Genomic DNA, 18719 nt, shown 5'->3' with positions numbered 1-18719 from the left:
ATTACTCACCCTCTTGATGACGGTTTGCACCACAAAAACTGTGCAGCACGCTTTTGACGCGCTCTTCCATACGGTAGTTAATGCTTGATTCACCCGCTTCAATCTGGACGTCGCCTCGATTGAGTGATGGCTCAGCAACCAACGTCCAGTTGCGGCAATCAAGGTCTTCTTCGCCGTAGGCTGAACGAATAATCGCAACGTCTTCTGGATTCAGGTGCAAGGTAATGGGGTGACCTGATATTGGCAGCGCTTCAACCGACTGCTTAACCGTGTCTAAAATAATTTGAGGGTTGGTTTGTACTTCGACATGCACGACTTCTTTAACTAAACAGAGCACCATGTCCACCAGCTGCTTTTCAACCTGAGCATTCATTAGCTCTAACGGCTGAGCAAACTGGTTCGCTAAGTTCATAAAGGTTTCGACTTGCTGCTGAATATATTCTTGGCCTGCGGTCACGCCTTCGGCTTTTCCAAGCTCCAGCCCTTCAGCATGGCCCGCTTGCAGGCCTTCTTCTTTGCCTTTGTCGTAACCTTGCTTAAAGCCGGCTTCTTGACCTTGATACAAACCTTCCTGATAAGCGCCTTGCTTGATCAGCTCTATCTGCTCTTCGGTTAGCTCAAGTGCTTGCTCTTCTTCTGGTTCTTCAAGATTCGGTACCCAACCCGGGTCATAGTTAAACGCGGTTTGTTTTGCTTGCTTGGCTTTGGGCTCGCCGTAATCAGGCAACCCCCAACGTTGTGGTTCGATCATCGAATCATCTTCATCAGGACGGATAAATCCACGTTTTCTTTCGCCAGCCATGGGTTACCTATTATGTATTCGATTAAGAAGTGAGGGCGCTCCGCAATAGGATAATCACGGAGCAATAGAGATTATAAGAATTCGTCCGCACCGCCAGACAACATGAGTTCGCCTGCATCGGCCATGCGACGAGCGATCGCCAGGATTTCTTTCTGTGCTGCTTCGACATCCGCCACGCGAACTGGCGGCATCGCTTCGATGTCATCACGCATCATCTCAGCCGCTCGTTTCGACATGTTCTTAAATACCTTCTCACGCAGAGAATCGTCGGCACCTTTAAGTGCTTTTTGCAACACGTCTTGTGGTACATCACGCAGCAATTTCTGAATACCTTGATCGTCCACTTCGACTAAGTTTTCGAAGACAAACATCAAGTCTTGAATTTGCGTCGCCATGTCTTCGTCTTGATCGCGAATCTGTTCCATCAATAAACCTTCGACGTTGTTGTCTAGATAGTTCATGATCTCCGCTGCCGCTTTCAGGCCGCCAATCTTGGCTGCTTGAGCGCCAGCTTGACCCGCGAACTGTTTCTCCATGATTTCGTTCAGCTCTGCCAGTGCCGATGGCTGAACTTCTTCAAGGTTGGCAATACGCATCATCAGGTCCAAACGCACGCGCTCAGGGAACTGAGACAAAATCTCCGCGGATTGGTCTGCTTCTAAATAAGACAATACGATGGTTTGGATCTGCGGGTGTTCGTTGACAATGATGCTCGCCACTTGTCGTGGGTCCATCCATTTCAGCGAATCCAAGCCTTTTGAACCCGTACCAAGCAGGATCTGGTCAACCAAGTTGTTGGCTTTGTCTTCACCAAGAGCTGCCACCAGCGCATTACGCATGAAGTCTTCGCTGCCCATGCCGATGTTGGTGTATTTCTGGATGTCCTCCAAAAACGCACGGTGAACGGCTGACACCTTGTCTTGGCTGAGATCTTTCGCCTTAGCCATCGCACTACCCACACGCTGGACCTGTTTTGGCTCTAGGTGACGAATAATGCCAGCGGCATCTTGTTCATTGAGGCTCAGTAGCAAAATTGCTGCTTTTTCTTCGCCAGTAATGGTTGAGACATCCAGCTCAACTGGCATTCCCGCGGCGTTGTCATCTTGAGGTACGATATCGTTAGCCATTGTCATTCATCCAGTTTTTCACTACTTGAGCAGCCAGTTCAGGTTCATTCGCAACCAGAGCGCGAACCGCTTTCAATACATCTTCATCTTTATGAAGGTTTGGCAAATCAATACTTGAACCAAACTCAAACAGTTCGCTGCTTTCAATGTCGCTGCCAATCAGGCTAGTTTCACCATCCGCACCAATCGGCAAGCCGTCTGGTCCATACATTTCGTCTTCGTCATCACTGGTAGGGTTAAGCAATTTCTTCATTGCTGGACGAACCAATACCAATACGACAACGATGATCACCAATGCACTTGCGAACCAACGAACCCAGTCACTGAAGTTAGGGTGCTCCCAAATTGGTGGTTCTTCCAGCTGTTCAGCCTCAGGCTCTGCAAACTTCACACTCAGTACATTCAACAAATCACCACGGCCTTGGTCAAAACCGACCGTACCAATTAAGACTTGGCGAATAGCATTGATTTCAGATTCGGACATCGGGGTATAGGTCACTTCTCCCGTATCTGGGTTGACCTGACGACGGTCCTTAATCGCAACAGAAACTGTCTGACGAGCAACCGTCCCCGTCTGCTTACGCTCATGGCTGATGGTGGTATCAAGCTCAAAGTTACGCGTGGATTCTTTACGCACCGAACCCTGTCCCATGACAGAACCGTCTTTCATCTGAGCCACATCTTGCGGAATAGAGGCATCCGCTGGAGGCTGATTACTTAACGCCCCTGGAATACCCGCTACCATATTGCCGTTATTGTAATCTTCTAATGCGTACTCACTGCGGGTTGCAGGGGTATTGGGATCAAAGCGTTTGCGAGTTTGTTCAACCGCGCTGAAATCCATTTGGATATCGACCTGCGCCGTGTAGTTGCCATAACCTAAAATAGGTAATAGCACTGAATCAATTTTTTCACGCAGCGCCTGTTCCTGACTACGCTCTAATTCTTGCTCTTTGCGTCGCGCTGCAGAAGCAGGGTCTTGAGAGCCTGAACTGAGCAAACGGCCATGCTGATCTGTGACGGTAATTCGGGAGGTTTTCATTCCCGGAACGGCACTCGCCACCATGTCAACGATAGAATCAACTTCTTGCTGTTTGAGGTTCGTGCCAGTCGACAGTGTCAAAAATACAGACGCTGATGCTTCTTGGTTATGACGCACAAAAACACTGTGCTTTGGTAGCGCCAATAAGACTCGTGCTTTACGAACTTGCTTCATTTCCTCAATCGCTTGAGCCAATTGACGTTCTCGACTGAGTTTAAGGCGCTCTTGCTCTAAACGTTGTGATACGCCAAAGCCCATATCTTGCAGCAAAATATCATCGCCCGCCTCTGTGGCTTGGTTTACGCCCGAGCGAACCATGCCAAGTTTGATCGAGTTGTATTCGCTCGATTCAACAGAAATGGTATTACCATCAAGCTTGTAATTGATTTTTTGCTGGTCCAGATAATCCAAAACGGGGATCAACTCTTCGGTCTCATACGCTCCAAGCGGGCGCATCTCCGGCTCTTTGACCCAAAAGAACAGCATCACGATCAATGCAACACAGATGGAGATTGACAGCACAAGTACAACTTGACGAAGTAAATCAAGGTCACCCACTGCCATATCAAATTTTGACGCACTGCGCTCCTCTAGATCTGGATTTTGACTCTCCACATCTACGTCGGAACTTGCTACCAGTGCACCATCTGAGCCGCCTTCAGTGACGGTTAAATCTGTAGACTTGTCTGCCACACTTATTACCTAAATTACACTGGCATGTTCATGAGGTCTTTATACGCCTCAACGAGTTTATTGCGAATTTGAACCGTCGCATCAAAAGCGACACTAGACTTGTTACGAGCAATCATAACGTCAGAAAGGGAAACATCGGCATCACCACGATCAAAACGGGTTTGTAAATCACCGGATGCTTTTTGAAGTGTGTTCACGTTATTGATGGCTTTAGTTAGGAGATCATTAAAATCTGCTCCAACTTTCGCCCCACTTGCAGTAGGAGCAGTATTGGTTGCTTCTACCATCATGGCGCGCATTTCTGCCTGAATACCATCAACTTTCATTAGCACCTCTAAGCCAAAAGATTGACTATTAACAAAACTGATTATTAACACAGCAATTAACGTGCCATAAGACATTAGTTAGCGGTTTGCTTACACTTTTTGTCTTATGGCGATTGCACATGTTAATTTGGGATATCTATACCAGCATCACGCATTTTGGCAAGTTTGTAGCGCAAGGTTCGTGGGCTTATGCCCAGTTTCTCCGCCATTTCTTTGCGTCGGCCGTTACACTCCACCAAGGTTTCCAAAATAATGGCGTATTCTTGGTCACGCAGCTCGCTGCCCAAGCCTTCCCCGCCAGATACCGGACGGTTCACACTCTCAGGTTGAGCGACTGGCTTAACATTAGGTACCACCATCTCTGCATTTTGCACCACATGTTGCAAGCTGTTGGCATCTTGCCAATCCACCCCTTCTAGTAAGATGTGCTCAGCGTCGATATCACCATTCTCACTTAAGATAAGAGCTCGTTGCACCACGTTATCCAGCTCACGAACGTTACCTGGCCAAGGGTATTGCAGCAGTTTTTCTACCGCAACGGCTGAAAATTGAGGCACTGGCATCCCCATCTTGCTGCAATGACGCTCAGCAAGATGCTTGGCAAGTGGCGCAATATCGCCTTTGCGTTCGTTCAGTGCTGGCCACGCAATTGGGAACACATTCAGGCGGTAGTATAAATCTTCACGGAAGTTGCCTTCTGAGACGTACTGCTTGAGATCACGGTTACTGGTCGCGAGCACGCGTACATCCAGCTTGATGCTCTTACGACTGCCAAGGCGCTCCACTTCACGCTCTTGCAAAACACGTAATAGTTTCGCTTGCAGGTTTAAGTCCATTTCGCTGATTTCATCCAGCAAGATTGTGCCGCCTTGCGCTTGTTCAAACTTACCCGGACACGCTTGAACAGCGCCAGTGAACGCGCCTTTCTCATAACCAAATAGTGTCGCTTCCAGCATGTTATCTGGAATTGCCGCACAGTTGATAGCAACAAATGGACCATCTTTACGGTTTGATGCGTTGTGAATATAACGCGACATCACTTCTTTACCTGAGCCACTCGGACCTAGCACCATAACATTCGCATCTGTACGTGCCACTTTATCGGCCAATGCAAGTAGGCGCAGACTTTTTTCATCTGCCACGACCGCGTCACCATTGTCATCGCTTTTGATCGGTGCATATCGACTGACCATGTTCAGCAATACTTCCGGTGCAAATGGTTTCGCCATGTAGTCAATCGCGCCGTCTTTCATTGCCGATACGGCATCTTCAATGTTGGCGTACGCCGTCATTAACAGTACTGGTAAGTTAGGCCAATTCTGCTTGATGTTTTTGAGCAGAGCCAATCCGCCCATACCTGCCATTTGCACGTCAGAAACGACGATATCGACAGTATTCGATTTGAGTTTTAGTAGTGCGTCTTCCGCACAGTCAGCTTCTAACCACTCATACCCTGCCAGAGCCAGAGTATCCACTAGGGCTTCACGAAGACCTTCATCGTCTTCTACGATCAGCACTTTGCTTTGCGCCATTCTGATTCTCCAGTAATTGTTATTACCAGAAGCTGCTTACTGCGCTTCTGGTTGCACTCGCTCTAGCGGAATGCACATGGTAAAGCAGGCTCCATCACCCTGCTCTGAAATAAGTTCCAATCGACCGTCATGGGCACGGCAAACCATCTGAACAACAGCCAGCCCTAACCCAGTTCCTTGAGAACGCGTCGTAAAAAATGGCTCCATAATTTTGGCTTGTAGTTCTTCAGGTACACCCGGTCCGCTGTCTTGCACTGAAATGCGCAACTCGCCATTTACCGGGCGGAAAAAAATATCGACTTGCGACTCTTTACCAGACATCTGAATCGCATTCATGACAAGGTTGCTCAACGCGGATGCAATCGCATTCGCATTGCCTAGCAACTCAGTTTGTTCTTCTTCCACTTCTAGGCAGTAATCAATACCATTATTTTTTAGCGCGGTTTCGACCATCGGCTGATATTCCGCCACCAACTGAGCAATCGTAAATGGCTTAATGACTTTATTATCACCACCTTTAGCAAAAAGCAGCATATCATTAACCTGCTTTTCCAAATCGTGCAGTCGATCCATTAATTTGGTTTGAAAGCGATCCCTTGTCGCTGGTGGAAGGTTTGGCGCTCCCAAATTGGATGCATATAGCATGGCGCTCGATAGCGGCGTTCTTACCTGATGAGCAAGCGACGCTACCATACGCCCTAACGACGACAAGCGTTGTAAATCACTCACACGAGCTTGAAGTAAGCGAGTTTCGGTTAAATCGGTAATCAGGATCAATTGACCTGTCGTAGAAGCCGAAATGGCTAATCGAACTTTACGACCATTCCGCAGGGAAACTTCGTGACCATCATCCTCACGAGGATCAAACACCGCCTGAATAATGTTGAACCATTTTTCATTAACCAGTGGAATCTCAAGAATTCGGTGCGCCTCTGGGTTTGCTTCACGCACTATGCCGTACGTGTCGAGCAGAATCACTCCGGCAGGCATCACATCAAGCACCTGCTTATAGCGCTCAACCTGATTTTCTACGGAATCTAAATGGGATTGGTTGGTGTTGTTATCCATTACTGCCTGTCGAAATATCGCCGCTAAAACTAAAATAGCTTGGTAAGCAATTAGCGTACCAAGCTATTTTTTTATATCTATCATGACGTTAAGTCATCGACAATAAGTTGACACCCTCAGATAACGGTTTTTGGTGTCAGAAAAACGATGCTAAATAGCCCAAATGATTTAGATATCGTCTTAAATCTCAACGTTACCTAGCGTTGTAAGTTGTACTTACGCATTTTTTCCACCAACGTTGTGCGTCGCATACCCAGCATATCAGCGGCTCGTGCCACGACCCCACCTTGTGCTTCTAACGCTTGGCTGATCATATTAACTTCTAAATCAGCCAACAGCTCTTTCAGATTTACACCTTCAGGCGGCAGCGCTTGCGGAGCGTTCATGCTGTGGTCAAGATCGTCTTGATCATCAAAACTAAAGTCTTCTGAGAAGATGTCTTGGAACACATCACGCTCTTGTTCTTCAACCGAAATAAACGGATTACTTTCTGGTTGGAACTCCGGGATATCACTGTAGCGATATTTGGTTGGTAAGTGGTTTACATCGACCAAGCTATTTGGGTACAGAATGATCATTCGCTCAACAAGGTTGGCTAACTCACGCACGTTACCCGGCCAGTTGTGCTCCATCAGTGAATTGATCGCACGAGGGGTAAAACAGATAGGCTGGCCACCCTCCGCCTCCAGACGCGTCATCAACTCTTGCAGCAGCAATGGAATATCTTGTTTGCGCTCTTTCAGCGCAGGCATCTCGATTGGAAACACGTTCAAACGATAGAACAAGTCTTCTCGGAACGTGCCTTCTTCAATCATACTTTCTAGATTACGGTGTGTTGCCGCGACAACTCGAACATTGACCTTGATGGTGCTATTGCCACCTACACGTTCGAAACAGCGCTCTTGTAATACGCGAAGTAGCTTCACTTGCATCGACATCGGCATATCGCCAATCTCATCAAGAAATATCGTGCCACCGTCTGCGAGCTCAAATCGACCTTTACGTGCCGTTAACGCACCAGTAAACGCGCCTTTTTCGTGGCCAAACAATTCACTTTCTAGAAGCTCCGGTGGAATGGCACCACAGTTAATGGGCACAAAGGCACCACTGCTGTAGGACGAATGATAGTGAATGTTACGCGCAACGACTTCTTTACCAGTACCAGATTCACCCAAGATCAACACGTTTGCCTCAGTGTCTGAGACTTGCTCGATCAGGTGACGAACTTCTTGAATACCTCTGCTTTGACCAACTAAGCTGCGAAAAAGCGTGTTTTTTCGTGCACTGGCAACGACATTGACCCCTTTTCGACCCAGAAAATCTTTGCAGTGGCGTAACGCCTCACTAAGCTGTGGGTAATTAAGAGGTAGTTCTAGCTCACCTACAAAATTTGGAAGATCATCCACGGGCAACGGAAATCGGCCCATGACTAAAAGTGGGATGTGGTAGGCGCTGTTTAAATGAGAGATAACCGTATTCGCCGCTTGACCTGCTGGAATGTTACCAACAATACAGCACGACCATACGCTAGACCAATCAACATCGCTGAGCTGATCAGAACTGACCGCTTCGCAATTTTCTCCAACAAATTCCAATATATTGCTTAAATTTAAACGACTTGATGCGTCATCATCAATTACAAGCAGCTTTGCCAAACCTTGCATAAGTAAGAATGATTGCCTTTATTTTAGGTGCGTTGCGGCCAAACCTTGATTTGCGCAATTGGGTGCTAAAAGAAGGCAGAACCACCACACTCAATTTACGATAGACAAAATAGGAAAATCAGCAACAAAAAAAGCCATTAGGGCTACTAATGGCTTCTATTTTATTTGAATATAAAAATAAGGCAACCAAGCAATAAAGAGGTGTGAGCTTGATAGAAACTTTGCTACACAACTCGTTGCGCAATTGACAAATATATTCCTCTAATATCTTAACGCGTTGTTTTGGTTATTAAATACCGACTTCAGCTGCTGTAAGATTATGAAACTCTGTCGGGATTTGGTCCCAAGCGGATTTGATCTCACGGATAATGTCGATAACGTCGTCGATCAGTTGAGGATCATTTTGATGGTTAGCAGCTGAAATTTGCGTGATCATAAACTCATAGAGTGAATCTAAGTTTGAAGCAATATCACCACCGTCATCCATCGATAGACAGCTACGTAGCGCAATAATGATGTCTAGCGCTTTACCTAAACGCTCACCTTTTGCTGGAATGTTGCCTGCTTGCATGGCCGCTTTACCTTGAATAAGGCGCTCAATCGCACCAGCCATAAGCATTTGAATGACTTTGTGCGGAGAAGCCGCGCTTAGCTGGCTGTCGACTGATACCTTTTTGTATGCTTGCAAAGAACCGCGCATAGTAATCCTCTTTTAAATAAATTTTTTGTACTGCTGAAGCGAACGCTGGCCATAACGAAACTTATGAAGTTCTTTTCCGACCTTTGACGTTTCCGATTGCATCAGCTCGACAATTCTTTTGGTACGAGTAAGCAACGCTTGCCACTCTGCATCCTGCTTAACCAAAGGATTTTGATGAATAATTGGTAACAGGTTTTGCAATAACCGTTCCCTGATATCGACCAAGCGAAGAATTTCTTCAGTACTAAAGTCGACTTTTTCCAATTCTTGCGTAATTAGTTGATCTATATCACTAATATCTATGAGTTCTTTTTGCATTTATTAACCCAACGCACTCATTAAGGCACCTAACTGACCTTGCATTTTGCCAGTCGCATCTTGCATGGCGGTAAACTTCGCGTGAGTGCGCTTTTCTAGGCTTTCCATGCGGCGATCTAATGCCGCTTGATCATCACTCAAACGATAATTTTGTTCTGTGAGACTTTTCTCTCGAGTACGAATGCTGCCTGTAATGCCTGTAATACCATGAATCGCGTCTTCGACTCGTTTAGCAAAACCTGTGTTGCCACCGAAGAACTTTTCTAGCTCGTTGAAGTTGTTGTTCAACTGACGATCCAACATGTCATAGTTGATTTCTAAGGTACCTTGACGCGTGGTAGTAATGCCAAATTCAGTTAATGACTTTAGGTTTTCAGGCGCTTTATCAATTTGAGTGGAAAATACCGATTTTAATCGTGAGTCTGCGCTACGTACGGTACTGTCACCCGACAACGGTCCTTTTTGACCAGTGACCGGATCCACACTCGCCAACGCTTGAGACGTTTGATAAAACGAGTTGTACGCCGCAACAAAGTTTTCGATGTCGTTACGCACACTCTGACGGTCGTATTCGACGCCAATTTCAGCAGGTGGCTTGTTCGGTTCTGATTTGCCTTTAAGTGTTAAATCAACACCTTCTATGGCATCTTCAATCACATTGTTGTGACTAGATAGCTTTGCTACTCCATCAAGCAGAACTTCTGAATCTTGCCCTGCTTGTACCTCTGTCATACCAAGGTATTCTTCAAAAGCAGATTGCGCTTTTGCGATTTTCGCTTCTGCTTCATCAATTTTGTCTAAACGTTCACGTTCTTGAGGATCCAGCTTAGCGCGATGAATTTGTTTCGCTTGCTCTTCGGTCAATTCACCACGTTCAACTTTTGCGTCTAGCGCTTGTTTTTCACTCGCAATTTTTTGCTCAATTTCAGCTTTTTCTTGCTCAAGAAGCTGCTTGGCCTCTTTCGTCGTAACGTAAGAGTCGGTTAATGTGCCTGATGCCGCATTACTCCAACCCGGTACATCTGGTGCCTTCTCTATTGCTTTCTCGTCGAGTTCGAGCTCTGGCTCTTCATAAGAATCCAGCAAAGTGCCTGACGCAGTTTCTGTCCACCCTGGAATTCGGTCTTCAGGGCGCAAACTCGCGCGTCGGTTGGCTTCATCAATCGCTTCCTGCCCAGCTTTAGCAGCGTCTGCACCCGCAGCAGAGATTGGCTCTTGGGAGCCATCATCTTGTCCATTTTCTGCCGCTTTTTGCTCTTCTGGAGGTAGAGGATTGCCGTTTGCATCCAGTTCTACTGGTTGCTCGGGGAATTGAAGAGGACCTAACACTTCTTCCGCCGCTGAACGAGCTTCTTCAAGCGCGTTAACACGGTCTTCAAGTGTTTGATATTCGAAATACTTTAGAGGGTTGCCTTTGTCGGCCTCCACACTGACTCTGATTTGATGATCCTTACCAGAGAGATTTGAGGCAAGGATAAGGCGTGGTCCTTCAACGTCGTTAATGAGAGATGCTCGAACACCGGGATTGTCTTTTGAGCCGTTGATGCCGCGTACGACATCTGCGAGCTTGGATCTCGAACGAACGTTCACGTTGAAGGTGTCATCACCAAGCGAAATCTGCAGCTTACCAGGGCCAAACTTTGCGTCTTCTGGCAGTACGTCAGAAGCGACTTTGTGGCTCTGGGCAAGCTGCAACACATCGATAGCATATTTGCCAGCGATAGCATCTGTAGTTGCAGTAGCAGATACGATATTGTCGTCTGTCGTTTCAACAGCACGAACGGCAAACGCTTTCTCTTGACGAAAGTTCGCCATGAGATTTTTCATCGTATCCAGTGATTCTCTGAGTCGCCCATAGGCACTGATACTGGCATTAATTGTCGTGCGCTCGTTGTCAATGCGTTGCTGCTTTGGTACGCGTTCGGCATCCACAATTTTGCTGACCATGGAATTGATATCCATGCCGCCAGACATCCCCAAAGGGCCTAAACTCATCAAATCACCTCTAAAAACGACTTACACTTTTTCAGTCAACAACCCGCTGTTGGCTGTGTGCTCAGCTAGGCGACGCAATACCACTAGCATCTCTTCATCAGGAATTTGACGAATCACGTCGCCCGTTTTGGCTTCGTAAATCGTCACCACATCTCTCCCGGATTCCTCATCCACTCGAAACGCGACTCCTTTGTTTATGGACGTCACAAACTCATTCATTTGCGCGACCAATTTTTCACGTTCTTCTTTGTTCAGCTCTTGACGGCTTTCTGCCATCTCGATCGCTGCTTGAACAGAGAAGTCGTATTCGGTGTCTTTCGCTTTTTGCGGCGAAACCTCACCATTTGAATTTGCTGGGCTAGACGTGCCTATATCATTGCCATTTTTATTTGCAAACTTTGTGCCACTTGGCGTGCCGTAAGGCTGGATGTTCGATGCGTAGGAGGATATATCCATTACAATCTCCCTTCCACCTTATGGGCTAACGATAGAACCTATCGCTTTGGTGCCCCAGCACTAAGGTATTTACCTCAGGCTGGGTCAACCACTTAGCCCAACAAGCTTAGCGCTGCAGATGGAGACTGCTTCGCTTGAGCCAGGATTGAAGTACTTGCTTGCTGAAGAATTTGCGACTTAGTCATCGCAGTGGTTTCTTTCGCGTAATCAGTATCTTTAATACGGCTGTTAGATGCATTAACGTTCTCGTTAATGTTGTCTAGGTTGCTGATTGCGTGGTTGAAGCGGTTTTGGAAAGCACCGAGTGACGCACGTTGGCTGTCTACTGACTTAAGCGCACCGTCGATAACAGCCACAGCTTCTTGAGAGCCTGCTACTGTTGTTACGTCGATGTCTTTCACTGTTACGTCTTTCGGGCCGCCAAAGCCGATCTCGTCCGCTAGGTTACCAGAGAACTCAACATCACCTTGAACTTTTTGAGAAGAAGCAAATACTTGTAGCTTGCCATCTTCACCAACAGACGCTTTTACATCATCGTTTTGACCGTTGATGTACGTTGCTAGCTGCTCAATGTCGTCGCCTTGTTTTGCGCTGATCGATAGCTCTTTCTCTTCACCTTGTTTGTTGGTGTAGCTCATTTTGAACTCAGTTTTCTCACCAACAGTCCAAGATGCATCTTTACCCTCTTCTGCTGCGTAGCTCTTGCCACCCATTGCAGAAGTGTCTGAGCGCAAGCTACCCATAGAAAGCATCACTGCTTCACCTGAATCGGCACCGATTTGGAAAGATTGCGTACCGTATGTACCGTTCAGCAACTTGTTACCACCGAAAGAGGTAGTTTCAGCAATACGGTTTAGCTCGTCATTTAGCGCTGTTACTTCTTCTTGGATCGCAACACGTTCTGCTTTTGAGTTAGAACCGTTCGCAGATTGAAGCGATAGGTCACGCATACGTTGTAGGATGTTGGTAGATTCATTCATTGCACCTTCAGCAACCTGTGCAATAGAAATACCGTCGTTTGCGTTTTTCACCGCCATGTCTAGACCACGGCTTTGTGCATTCAAGCGGTTTGAAATCTGTAGACCTGCAGCATCGTCTTTCGCGCTATTGATTTTATAACCCGAAGACAAACGCTCCATTGATTTTTGTTGACCGTCAGCTGCCTGGTTTAGGTAACGCTGTGCAGTCATCGCAGAAACGTTAGTATTAACGTTAATCGCCATAATTGATCTCCTTAAGGCTTTAGTGAATGTACCGTCGTGTCTCTCACCTCACTTAGGTACATCTCATTTCTCTCAGTCCCTTTAACGGCGACCGATGAATATCCTTTAGAAGAAATTTTCAATTTTTTGCGATTATTTTCTTTGGCTTACTGAAATGTGATGAAGCTCTAATGTCGTGATTCGCAGAAATCCTGAGTCCCCAAAAGACAGAAAAAAACCCAGCCGAAGCTGGGTTTACTCGCTCATCTCTCACCACGAGCCAATGAGGTTCTCGTCTTAGGTTTGAAATTAACCTAGCAGACTTAGCGCTGAGTTTGGCGCTTGTTTCGCTTGCGCAAGGATTGAGCTTGACGCTTGCGATAGAATTTGTGACTTGGTCATTTGAGTCGTTTCTTTCGCGAAATCAGTATCTTTGATACGGCTCTTCGACGCGTTCACGTTCTCGTTAATGTTATCCAAGTTGCTGATTGCATGGTTGAAACGGTTCTGGAATGCACCCAGCTCTGCGCGGTGGCTGTCTACGTATTTCAGTGCCGCATCGATGATAGCCACAGATTCTTGTGCGCCACCAACTGAGGTTACGTCGATAGTATCTACCGTTACTTTTTTACCTTCGCCCAAACCTAGCTCGCCAGATAGGCCGCCTGAAAACTCGACTTCGCCTTCGACTTTGTTGTTGCCAGCAAAGATTTGCAGTTTACCGTCTTGGTCTACTGATGCTTTCACTAGGTCAGTTTGACCGTTAATATAAGTCGCAAGCTCTTCGATATCGTCACCTGCTTTTGCGCTGATGTTGATTTCTTGCTCTTGGCCGTAGCTGTCCGTTAGGTTGATTTTTAGGTCGTTCTTACCTTCAGCAACGTTCCAGTCTTTACCTTTACCACTTTCAGCTTGGTAGCTCACACCGCCCATCATTTTGTTGTCTGAACGCATGTCTTTTAGCTCAAGCATCACGGCTTCACCGTTATCCGCACCGATTTGGAACGATTTCGCGCCGTGTGTGCCGTTTAGTAGCTTGTTACCACCGAAAGACGTGGTTTCTGCGATACGGTTTAGTTCGTCGTTTAGCGCGGTCACTTCTTCTTGAATCGCCACACGCTCTGATTTCGAGTTTGAGCCGTTTGCTGATTGTAGAGACAAGTCACGCATACGTTGAAGAATGTTGGTGGTCTCGTTCATTGCACCTTCAGCGGTTTGTGCAATTGAGATACCGTCGTTCGCGTTGCGAACCGCCACATCCAGGCCACGGCTTTGTACGTTCAAACGGTTCGAGATTTGTAGACCCGCAGCATCATCTTTTGCGCTGTTGATTTTGAACCCCGAAGACAAACGCTCCATAGAGGTTTGTTGAGCTGAGTTTGCGTTGTTTAGGTAACGCTGAGCGGTCATCGCTGATACGTTAGTGTTTACATTCACTGCCATGGTGATTTCTCCAATTGATTTTCCGGTATAGCGGTTTCCGACGTCTCGGAAAACCAAGTAGTTCTCTCAAAGTTACTTTTATTAACGGCGCTCAAACTGATTTCTTTAGGGAATTTTTTGGATTTTTTTGGAAAAAGTTCATTTGGAGAAGGAATCGTGATGAAGCAGATAAAAAAGCAAAAAAACGTCAAATTTTCGCTAAAGCTTCTTTTCGAGCTGTCGATACAGGCAGGTTTTACGTTAAATTCGAGCGAGGTCGATCATTAACCAAGTAAGGTTAATGCTAGGTTGGGCGCTTGTTTTGCTTGTGCAAGAATAGAAGTACTGACCTGCTGCAAGATCTGCTGCTTCACCATTTGCGTGGTTTCTTTCGCGTAGTCAGTGTCTTGGATACGACTGTTGGAAGCGGCTAAGTTTTCGTGGATGTTATCCAGATTATTGATCGCGTGATTAAAGCGGTTTTGATACGCGCCTAACTCAGCACGATGGCTATCAACGTACTTCATCGCAGTATCTAGGACGGCCACGGCTTGTTGCGCACCACCGACAGACGTAATGTCGATGTTATCAACCGCATCGTAACCTTTTAGCTGTAACCCCAGTTCACTCGCTAAGTCACCTGAAAACGATAAAGTGCCTGAAGTTTCTTCTCCAGCCATAAATAGCTGTAACTGACCTTCTTCATTCACCGATGCCGTGACTTTGTCAGTTTGACCATTGATATAAGTCGCAAGCTCTTCGATATCATCGCCAGCTTTGGCATTAATTTGAATGGTTTCCGTCTCACCAAAACGATTCGTAAATGACATACTAAGATCATTCGCACCGTCTTTTACTTTCCAATCAGAGCTTGCACGTCCGTTTGCAATGTAACTAAAGCCGCCCATATCAATGCCATCACTGCGCATCGACTTTAATTCAACTTGCACAGCTTCACCTGACGCTGCACCGATTTGAAATGCCGACTTACCAAAGCTGCCATTGAGCAGTTTACGCCCACCAAAGGAGGTCGTTTCGGCAATGCGGTTTAGCTCATCGTTAAGTGCCGTCACTTCTTCTTGCAGTGCAGTGCGTTCCGCTTTGCTGTTTGAACCATTGGCTGACTGTAGCGACAAATCACGCATACGTTGCATGATATTAGTCACCTCATTCATCGCGCCTTCCGCAGTTTGCATGATGGAAATGCCGTCATTCGCGTTGCGAACCGCAACATCTAAACCACGCATTTGTGATTGCAAGCGGTTGGAGATTTGCAGACCCGCAGCGTCATCCTTTGCGCTGTTAATACGCTTCCCTGAAGACAAACGCTCCATGGATTGATTCAGCATATCCGTTGCACTGGTCAAATGACGTTGTGTGACAAGTGCTGCAACATTGGTATTAACGGTGATAGCCAAGAGACACAGACTCCAAATAAATTAAGGCTTTGGATACTTATCGACCAAATAATCGAAAGGTTTAGTCTTTTTTGAAAAAGTCTGTGGAATAGAAAAGAAGAAAATAAAAGCCCTCCAATTAGAGGGCTTAAGAAATGAAGTCTGAGAACTTACTTGATGGCTAGCTCTGCGAGCATTTCTTGCGAAGGCGCGAAGAAGTACGCACCAGTTACCGCTGTTGTGAAACGAAGCATTTGGTCTGTTTTACCATCTGTCACGCCGTACATACTTTCTAGCATCACTTTAATGTTATGAAGTGTATTGCAGTAAGAAATAAACAGCAGGCCATGAGGCCCTGTTACCGTCCCGTATGGCAAGCTATGACGAACAATCTTGAGACCTTTTCCTTCTTCTTTAATATCAACGCGACCGACGTGTGATGCTGCAGGAACGTCTTCTAGCTCGATAGAGTCTGGTTTGGTACGACCAATCACTTTTTCTTGCGCTTTGACATTCAAGCGATTCCAAGCGGCAAGGTTATGTTCGAAGCGTTGAGCCATGACATAACTACCTCCAGCAAATGGGCCCTCTTTTACTAGAGCCACATCAGCGCGAGCCTCCCCTTTCGGGTTTTCTGTCCCATCAATAAAGTCTGTCATATCACGAGCATCAAGGTAACGGTACCCATACGTTTCGTCCACAATGGTGACATCTTGTGTCGTCTCTTCTAGAAACTTACGCAGAACATAAAAGTGCAAGTCGTGACGAGTAGAGTGACAGTGAATCAGCACATCAACATCCGTTGCAGGCGCTACGATGTCTCCTTCGCCAAGTTGAGTAAAATCAATAAGCTCTTCTGGCGCGTCTACATTGAGGTGTTGCCAAAACGATTTTGTGAATGCGATAGAAAGGGTCAGCGCCGCGCCTGGCTGGGTAATATTTAACTCTTCCACTAACTTTGGTAGTGCTTTCAGCTTATCCAATACGTTTTCACGGTTTTGGTTCACTTTAAGTTGAGTGTACAGTGCAAATGGCCCTGCTTCTGGCACGATCGCCGTTTGAGCTTGTGACATTGAGGTTTCCTCTATACTTTGCCCCGGTGTGGGAAGTTATTGTTTTTAATTCTTCGAAGGCTGCTCTTCATTGCGCTCCAATTGTGGCACATGAAAACAGTCTTTTACCCATCTTCCATTTAGAAGATAGATCATAAACCAAGCTAATAAGGTAATGGTAAGGGCGTTTGCCCAGTTGAATACACCATGTTCCAGATACACATGATACATGGTCTGAGCCAGTTGGATACCGCACAAGATCAAAGTGATCTCTCGACCATAGCGAGTAATTCTGTTTACCCATCCTCTATCGGGGTGACGGAGCCCCATCAACCACATGAGAAGCAGGCTTGGAATGCCCATAGCCAAACCCAAATACAGCGTACTTGAGTCTGGATAAACAATAGCGAGTAGCTTACTGCCACTATCACGACTTACGCCTGCCATCGCAAACACAACCCATGAACGCACAAGAAACATCCATCCAAACCATAAAATAATCGGCGCTTTTAAAAATCCATGGGCGTCATATTGGTCAAACGAGTAGCGCACAACATCTTCTTCTTAATGTGATAAAACGCCACTTTAACCTATCATTTCAGAGTTGCAAGCCAGCAAAGATGAGAACTAAAGTTCATTTCATCATCTTACACAGGTAAACTAAACAAAGATTTACAATGACGTTGATGAGAAACATGAAAAAAAGAACTCCAGCTACCCCAGCGCCTTCTCAAGAAACTCAAGCCGAAGCGATGAGAATTGCCAAATCCACACAGAAACCGGGGCAAACCAAAGAGCAAACCAAGCTTATCGCTCAAGGTATCGAAAAAGGCATCGCTCAATATAAGAAGCAGCAAAAAGAGCGCAATCGTCAAGCCGATAAAGCGAAGAAAAAACAGCAACGTGAAAAGCAACGTCAGCATGAAGAAGCTATCGAACAAGACAACATCACCGACGATGCGCCAAACCATGTATCAAGCAAACTGCCTTGGATACTGCTCGCTCTGAGCTGGATTGGCTTTGCTGCTTACATAGTATTGGGGAAATAGCTGATGAGACGCCTGTTACTTGGACTTTTTGTCGTACTTCTCTCTGGTTGCACGATGCCTTCTCACCTTACTCATGCTCAAAGCCAAGATGTTCATATTCGCATTGACGCTCAGTTCAACCCTGATCGATGCGAATACAAAGGCGAAGTCACCGGAAGCGAGGGTCATTGGTATAACTACATTTTCATGACCAATGACGCGATGATGCAAGGCGCAATGAATGATTTAAAAAACAATGCCGCGGCTATCGATGCGGACACCGTTTTTATGGTCTCCCCACAAGATTTTATCACCTCATTTAGCGTGCTGGGCTCCGCTTACCGCTGCAATGGATGACGCCTGAATATGAAAAAAGCCAGCAATTGCTGGCTTATGCACGAAATCCAAGACTGCTAGCGATATCTCTCTCCCGCTCTAGAACCCATTGGCTATCAAAAGGCCCCCAATCTGAAAGTTGATAATAGCCGTCATTATGACGTCGGCCATCTTGAACGAATATGAGTTCAATGCCGATCCCAGGTAACGCCTTGAGTACATCTTGAATTGTACGACGAGGCCACCCCGTTTTTTCGATCAACTTTGGCACATTCGGCCTTTCTAGGTTTTCCACCAACAAGGCCAAATATAGCCGCCTTGCAAAAACAGGACTCAATTCCATTGACACCTCCTAAAATTGTGCTGATTCATTATTTCGTTTTTGCTCAGCGAGATGTTGCGTTTGATCAATAACTCGACTTTTCCATTTGATTTAGACGATTTTTTATTCGATTTATAGTGCATTCATCGTAAATAAGTTACGTAACATCAGTTATCTCAATCTATCTGAAAATATTTTCCACCGCATTTTGTCAGTTTGATTGCTTCTTGATAGGAT

General features: G+C 46.2%; 19 protein-coding genes. 2 read left to right on the top strand and 17 right to left on the bottom strand.

Annotation, left to right across the window (positions count from 1 at the left end; all coding sequences use genetic code 11):
- Position 1: 1 nt before the first annotated feature.
- The 16 genes from fliH to OO778_RS04480 form a co-directional block, all read right to left on the bottom strand.
- A complete protein-coding gene (gene fliH / locus OO778_RS04555) occupies positions 2-802 on the bottom strand; it encodes a flagellar assembly protein FliH (protein WP_006741700.1) in 801 nt (266 codons plus the stop codon).
- Positions 803-873: 71 nt separating this feature from the next.
- A complete protein-coding gene (fliG, locus tag OO778_RS04550; RefSeq protein ID WP_012841526.1) occupies positions 874-1929 on the bottom strand; it encodes a flagellar motor switch protein FliG in 1056 nt (351 codons plus the stop codon).
- Positions 1922-3664: a flagellar basal-body MS-ring/collar protein FliF gene (fliF, locus tag OO778_RS04545; protein ID WP_006741698.1), complete on the bottom strand. Its 1743-nt coding sequence runs from the start codon at positions 3662-3664 to the stop codon at positions 1922-1924. The genes fliG and fliF overlap by 8 nt, the downstream gene beginning before the upstream one ends.
- Before the next feature lie 14 nt (positions 3665-3678).
- Entirely contained in the window at positions 3679-3990 is a 312-nt protein-coding gene (fliE, locus tag OO778_RS04540) for a flagellar hook-basal body complex protein FliE (protein WP_012841525.1), read from the bottom strand.
- 122 nt (positions 3991-4112) lie between these two features.
- Positions 4113-5522, bottom strand: coding sequence for a sigma-54 dependent transcriptional regulator (locus OO778_RS04535; protein WP_046875536.1), 1410 nt, complete (start codon positions 5520-5522; stop codon positions 4113-4115).
- Positions 5523-5558: 36 nt separating this feature from the next.
- A complete protein-coding gene (locus OO778_RS04530; RefSeq protein ID WP_046875535.1) occupies positions 5559-6590 on the bottom strand; it encodes an ATP-binding protein in 1032 nt (343 codons plus the stop codon).
- Positions 6591-6787: 197 nt separating this feature from the next.
- Positions 6788-8254, bottom strand: coding sequence for a sigma-54 dependent transcriptional regulator (locus OO778_RS04525; protein WP_006741695.1), 1467 nt, complete (start codon positions 8252-8254; stop codon positions 6788-6790).
- Positions 8255-8543: 289 nt separating this feature from the next.
- Positions 8544-8954 carry a flagellar export chaperone FliS gene (fliS, locus tag OO778_RS04520; protein ID WP_012841524.1) on the bottom strand — a complete coding sequence of 137 codons (411 nt, stop codon included), beginning with the start codon at positions 8952-8954 and terminating at the stop codon, positions 8544-8546.
- Positions 8955-8966: 12 nt separating this feature from the next.
- The gene (locus OO778_RS04515; RefSeq protein WP_012841523.1) at positions 8967-9272 is read right to left on the bottom strand and encodes a flagellar protein FliT; all 306 of its coding nucleotides are present in this window, start codon (positions 9270-9272) and stop codon (positions 8967-8969) included.
- 3 nt (positions 9273-9275) lie between these two features.
- On the bottom strand, positions 9276-11267 hold the full coding sequence (fliD, locus tag OO778_RS04510; protein WP_074191678.1) for a flagellar filament capping protein FliD: 1992 nt from the start codon (positions 11265-11267) through the stop codon (positions 9276-9278).
- Between the two features lie 21 nt (positions 11268-11288).
- Positions 11289-11723, bottom strand: coding sequence for a flagellar protein FlaG (flaG, locus tag OO778_RS04505; protein ID WP_047008849.1), 435 nt, complete (start codon positions 11721-11723; stop codon positions 11289-11291).
- A 92-nt stretch (positions 11724-11815) separates the two neighbouring features.
- Entirely contained in the window at positions 11816-12946 is a 1131-nt protein-coding gene (locus tag OO778_RS04500; protein WP_006741693.1) for a flagellin, read from the bottom strand.
- A 288-nt stretch (positions 12947-13234) separates the two neighbouring features.
- Positions 13235-14368, bottom strand: coding sequence for a flagellin (locus tag OO778_RS04495; RefSeq protein WP_005393103.1), 1134 nt, complete (start codon positions 14366-14368; stop codon positions 13235-13237).
- Positions 14369-14631: 263 nt separating this feature from the next.
- Positions 14632-15765, bottom strand: coding sequence for a flagellin (locus OO778_RS04490; RefSeq protein ID WP_264910777.1), 1134 nt, complete (start codon positions 15763-15765; stop codon positions 14632-14634).
- Between the two features lie 149 nt (positions 15766-15914).
- A complete protein-coding gene (locus OO778_RS04485) occupies positions 15915-16817 on the bottom strand; it encodes a Dyp-type peroxidase (protein ID WP_074191680.1) in 903 nt (300 codons plus the stop codon).
- A gap of 45 nt (positions 16818-16862) precedes the next feature.
- Entirely contained in the window at positions 16863-17348 is a 486-nt protein-coding gene (locus OO778_RS04480; RefSeq protein ID WP_012841521.1) for a DUF2919 domain-containing protein, read from the bottom strand.
- A 143-nt stretch (positions 17349-17491) separates the two neighbouring features.
- Here OO778_RS04480 and OO778_RS04475 point away from each other — a divergent pair, with 143 nt between their 5' ends.
- Positions 17492-17845 carry a DUF2956 domain-containing protein gene (locus OO778_RS04475; protein ID WP_048626001.1) on the top strand — a complete coding sequence of 118 codons (354 nt, stop codon included), beginning with the start codon at positions 17492-17494 and terminating at the stop codon, positions 17843-17845.
- 3 nt (positions 17846-17848) lie between these two features.
- Positions 17849-18181 carry a DUF4156 domain-containing protein gene (locus OO778_RS04470; RefSeq protein ID WP_081441201.1) on the top strand — a complete coding sequence of 111 codons (333 nt, stop codon included), beginning with the start codon at positions 17849-17851 and terminating at the stop codon, positions 18179-18181.
- A gap of 34 nt (positions 18182-18215) precedes the next feature.
- Here the strand turns inward: OO778_RS04470 and OO778_RS04465 are convergent, their stop codons facing one another.
- The gene (locus tag OO778_RS04465; protein ID WP_005380433.1) at positions 18216-18503 is read right to left on the bottom strand and encodes a helix-turn-helix domain-containing protein; all 288 of its coding nucleotides are present in this window, start codon (positions 18501-18503) and stop codon (positions 18216-18218) included.
- Positions 18504-18719 lie beyond the last annotated feature (216 nt).

The organism is Vibrio sp. STUT-A16, assembly GCF_026000495.1.
GTDB lineage: Bacteria > Pseudomonadota > Gammaproteobacteria > Enterobacterales > Vibrionaceae > Vibrio > Vibrio diabolicus.
The sequence above is the reverse complement of the archived record's forward strand: the minus strand, read 5'-3'. Positions and strand labels throughout refer to the sequence as shown.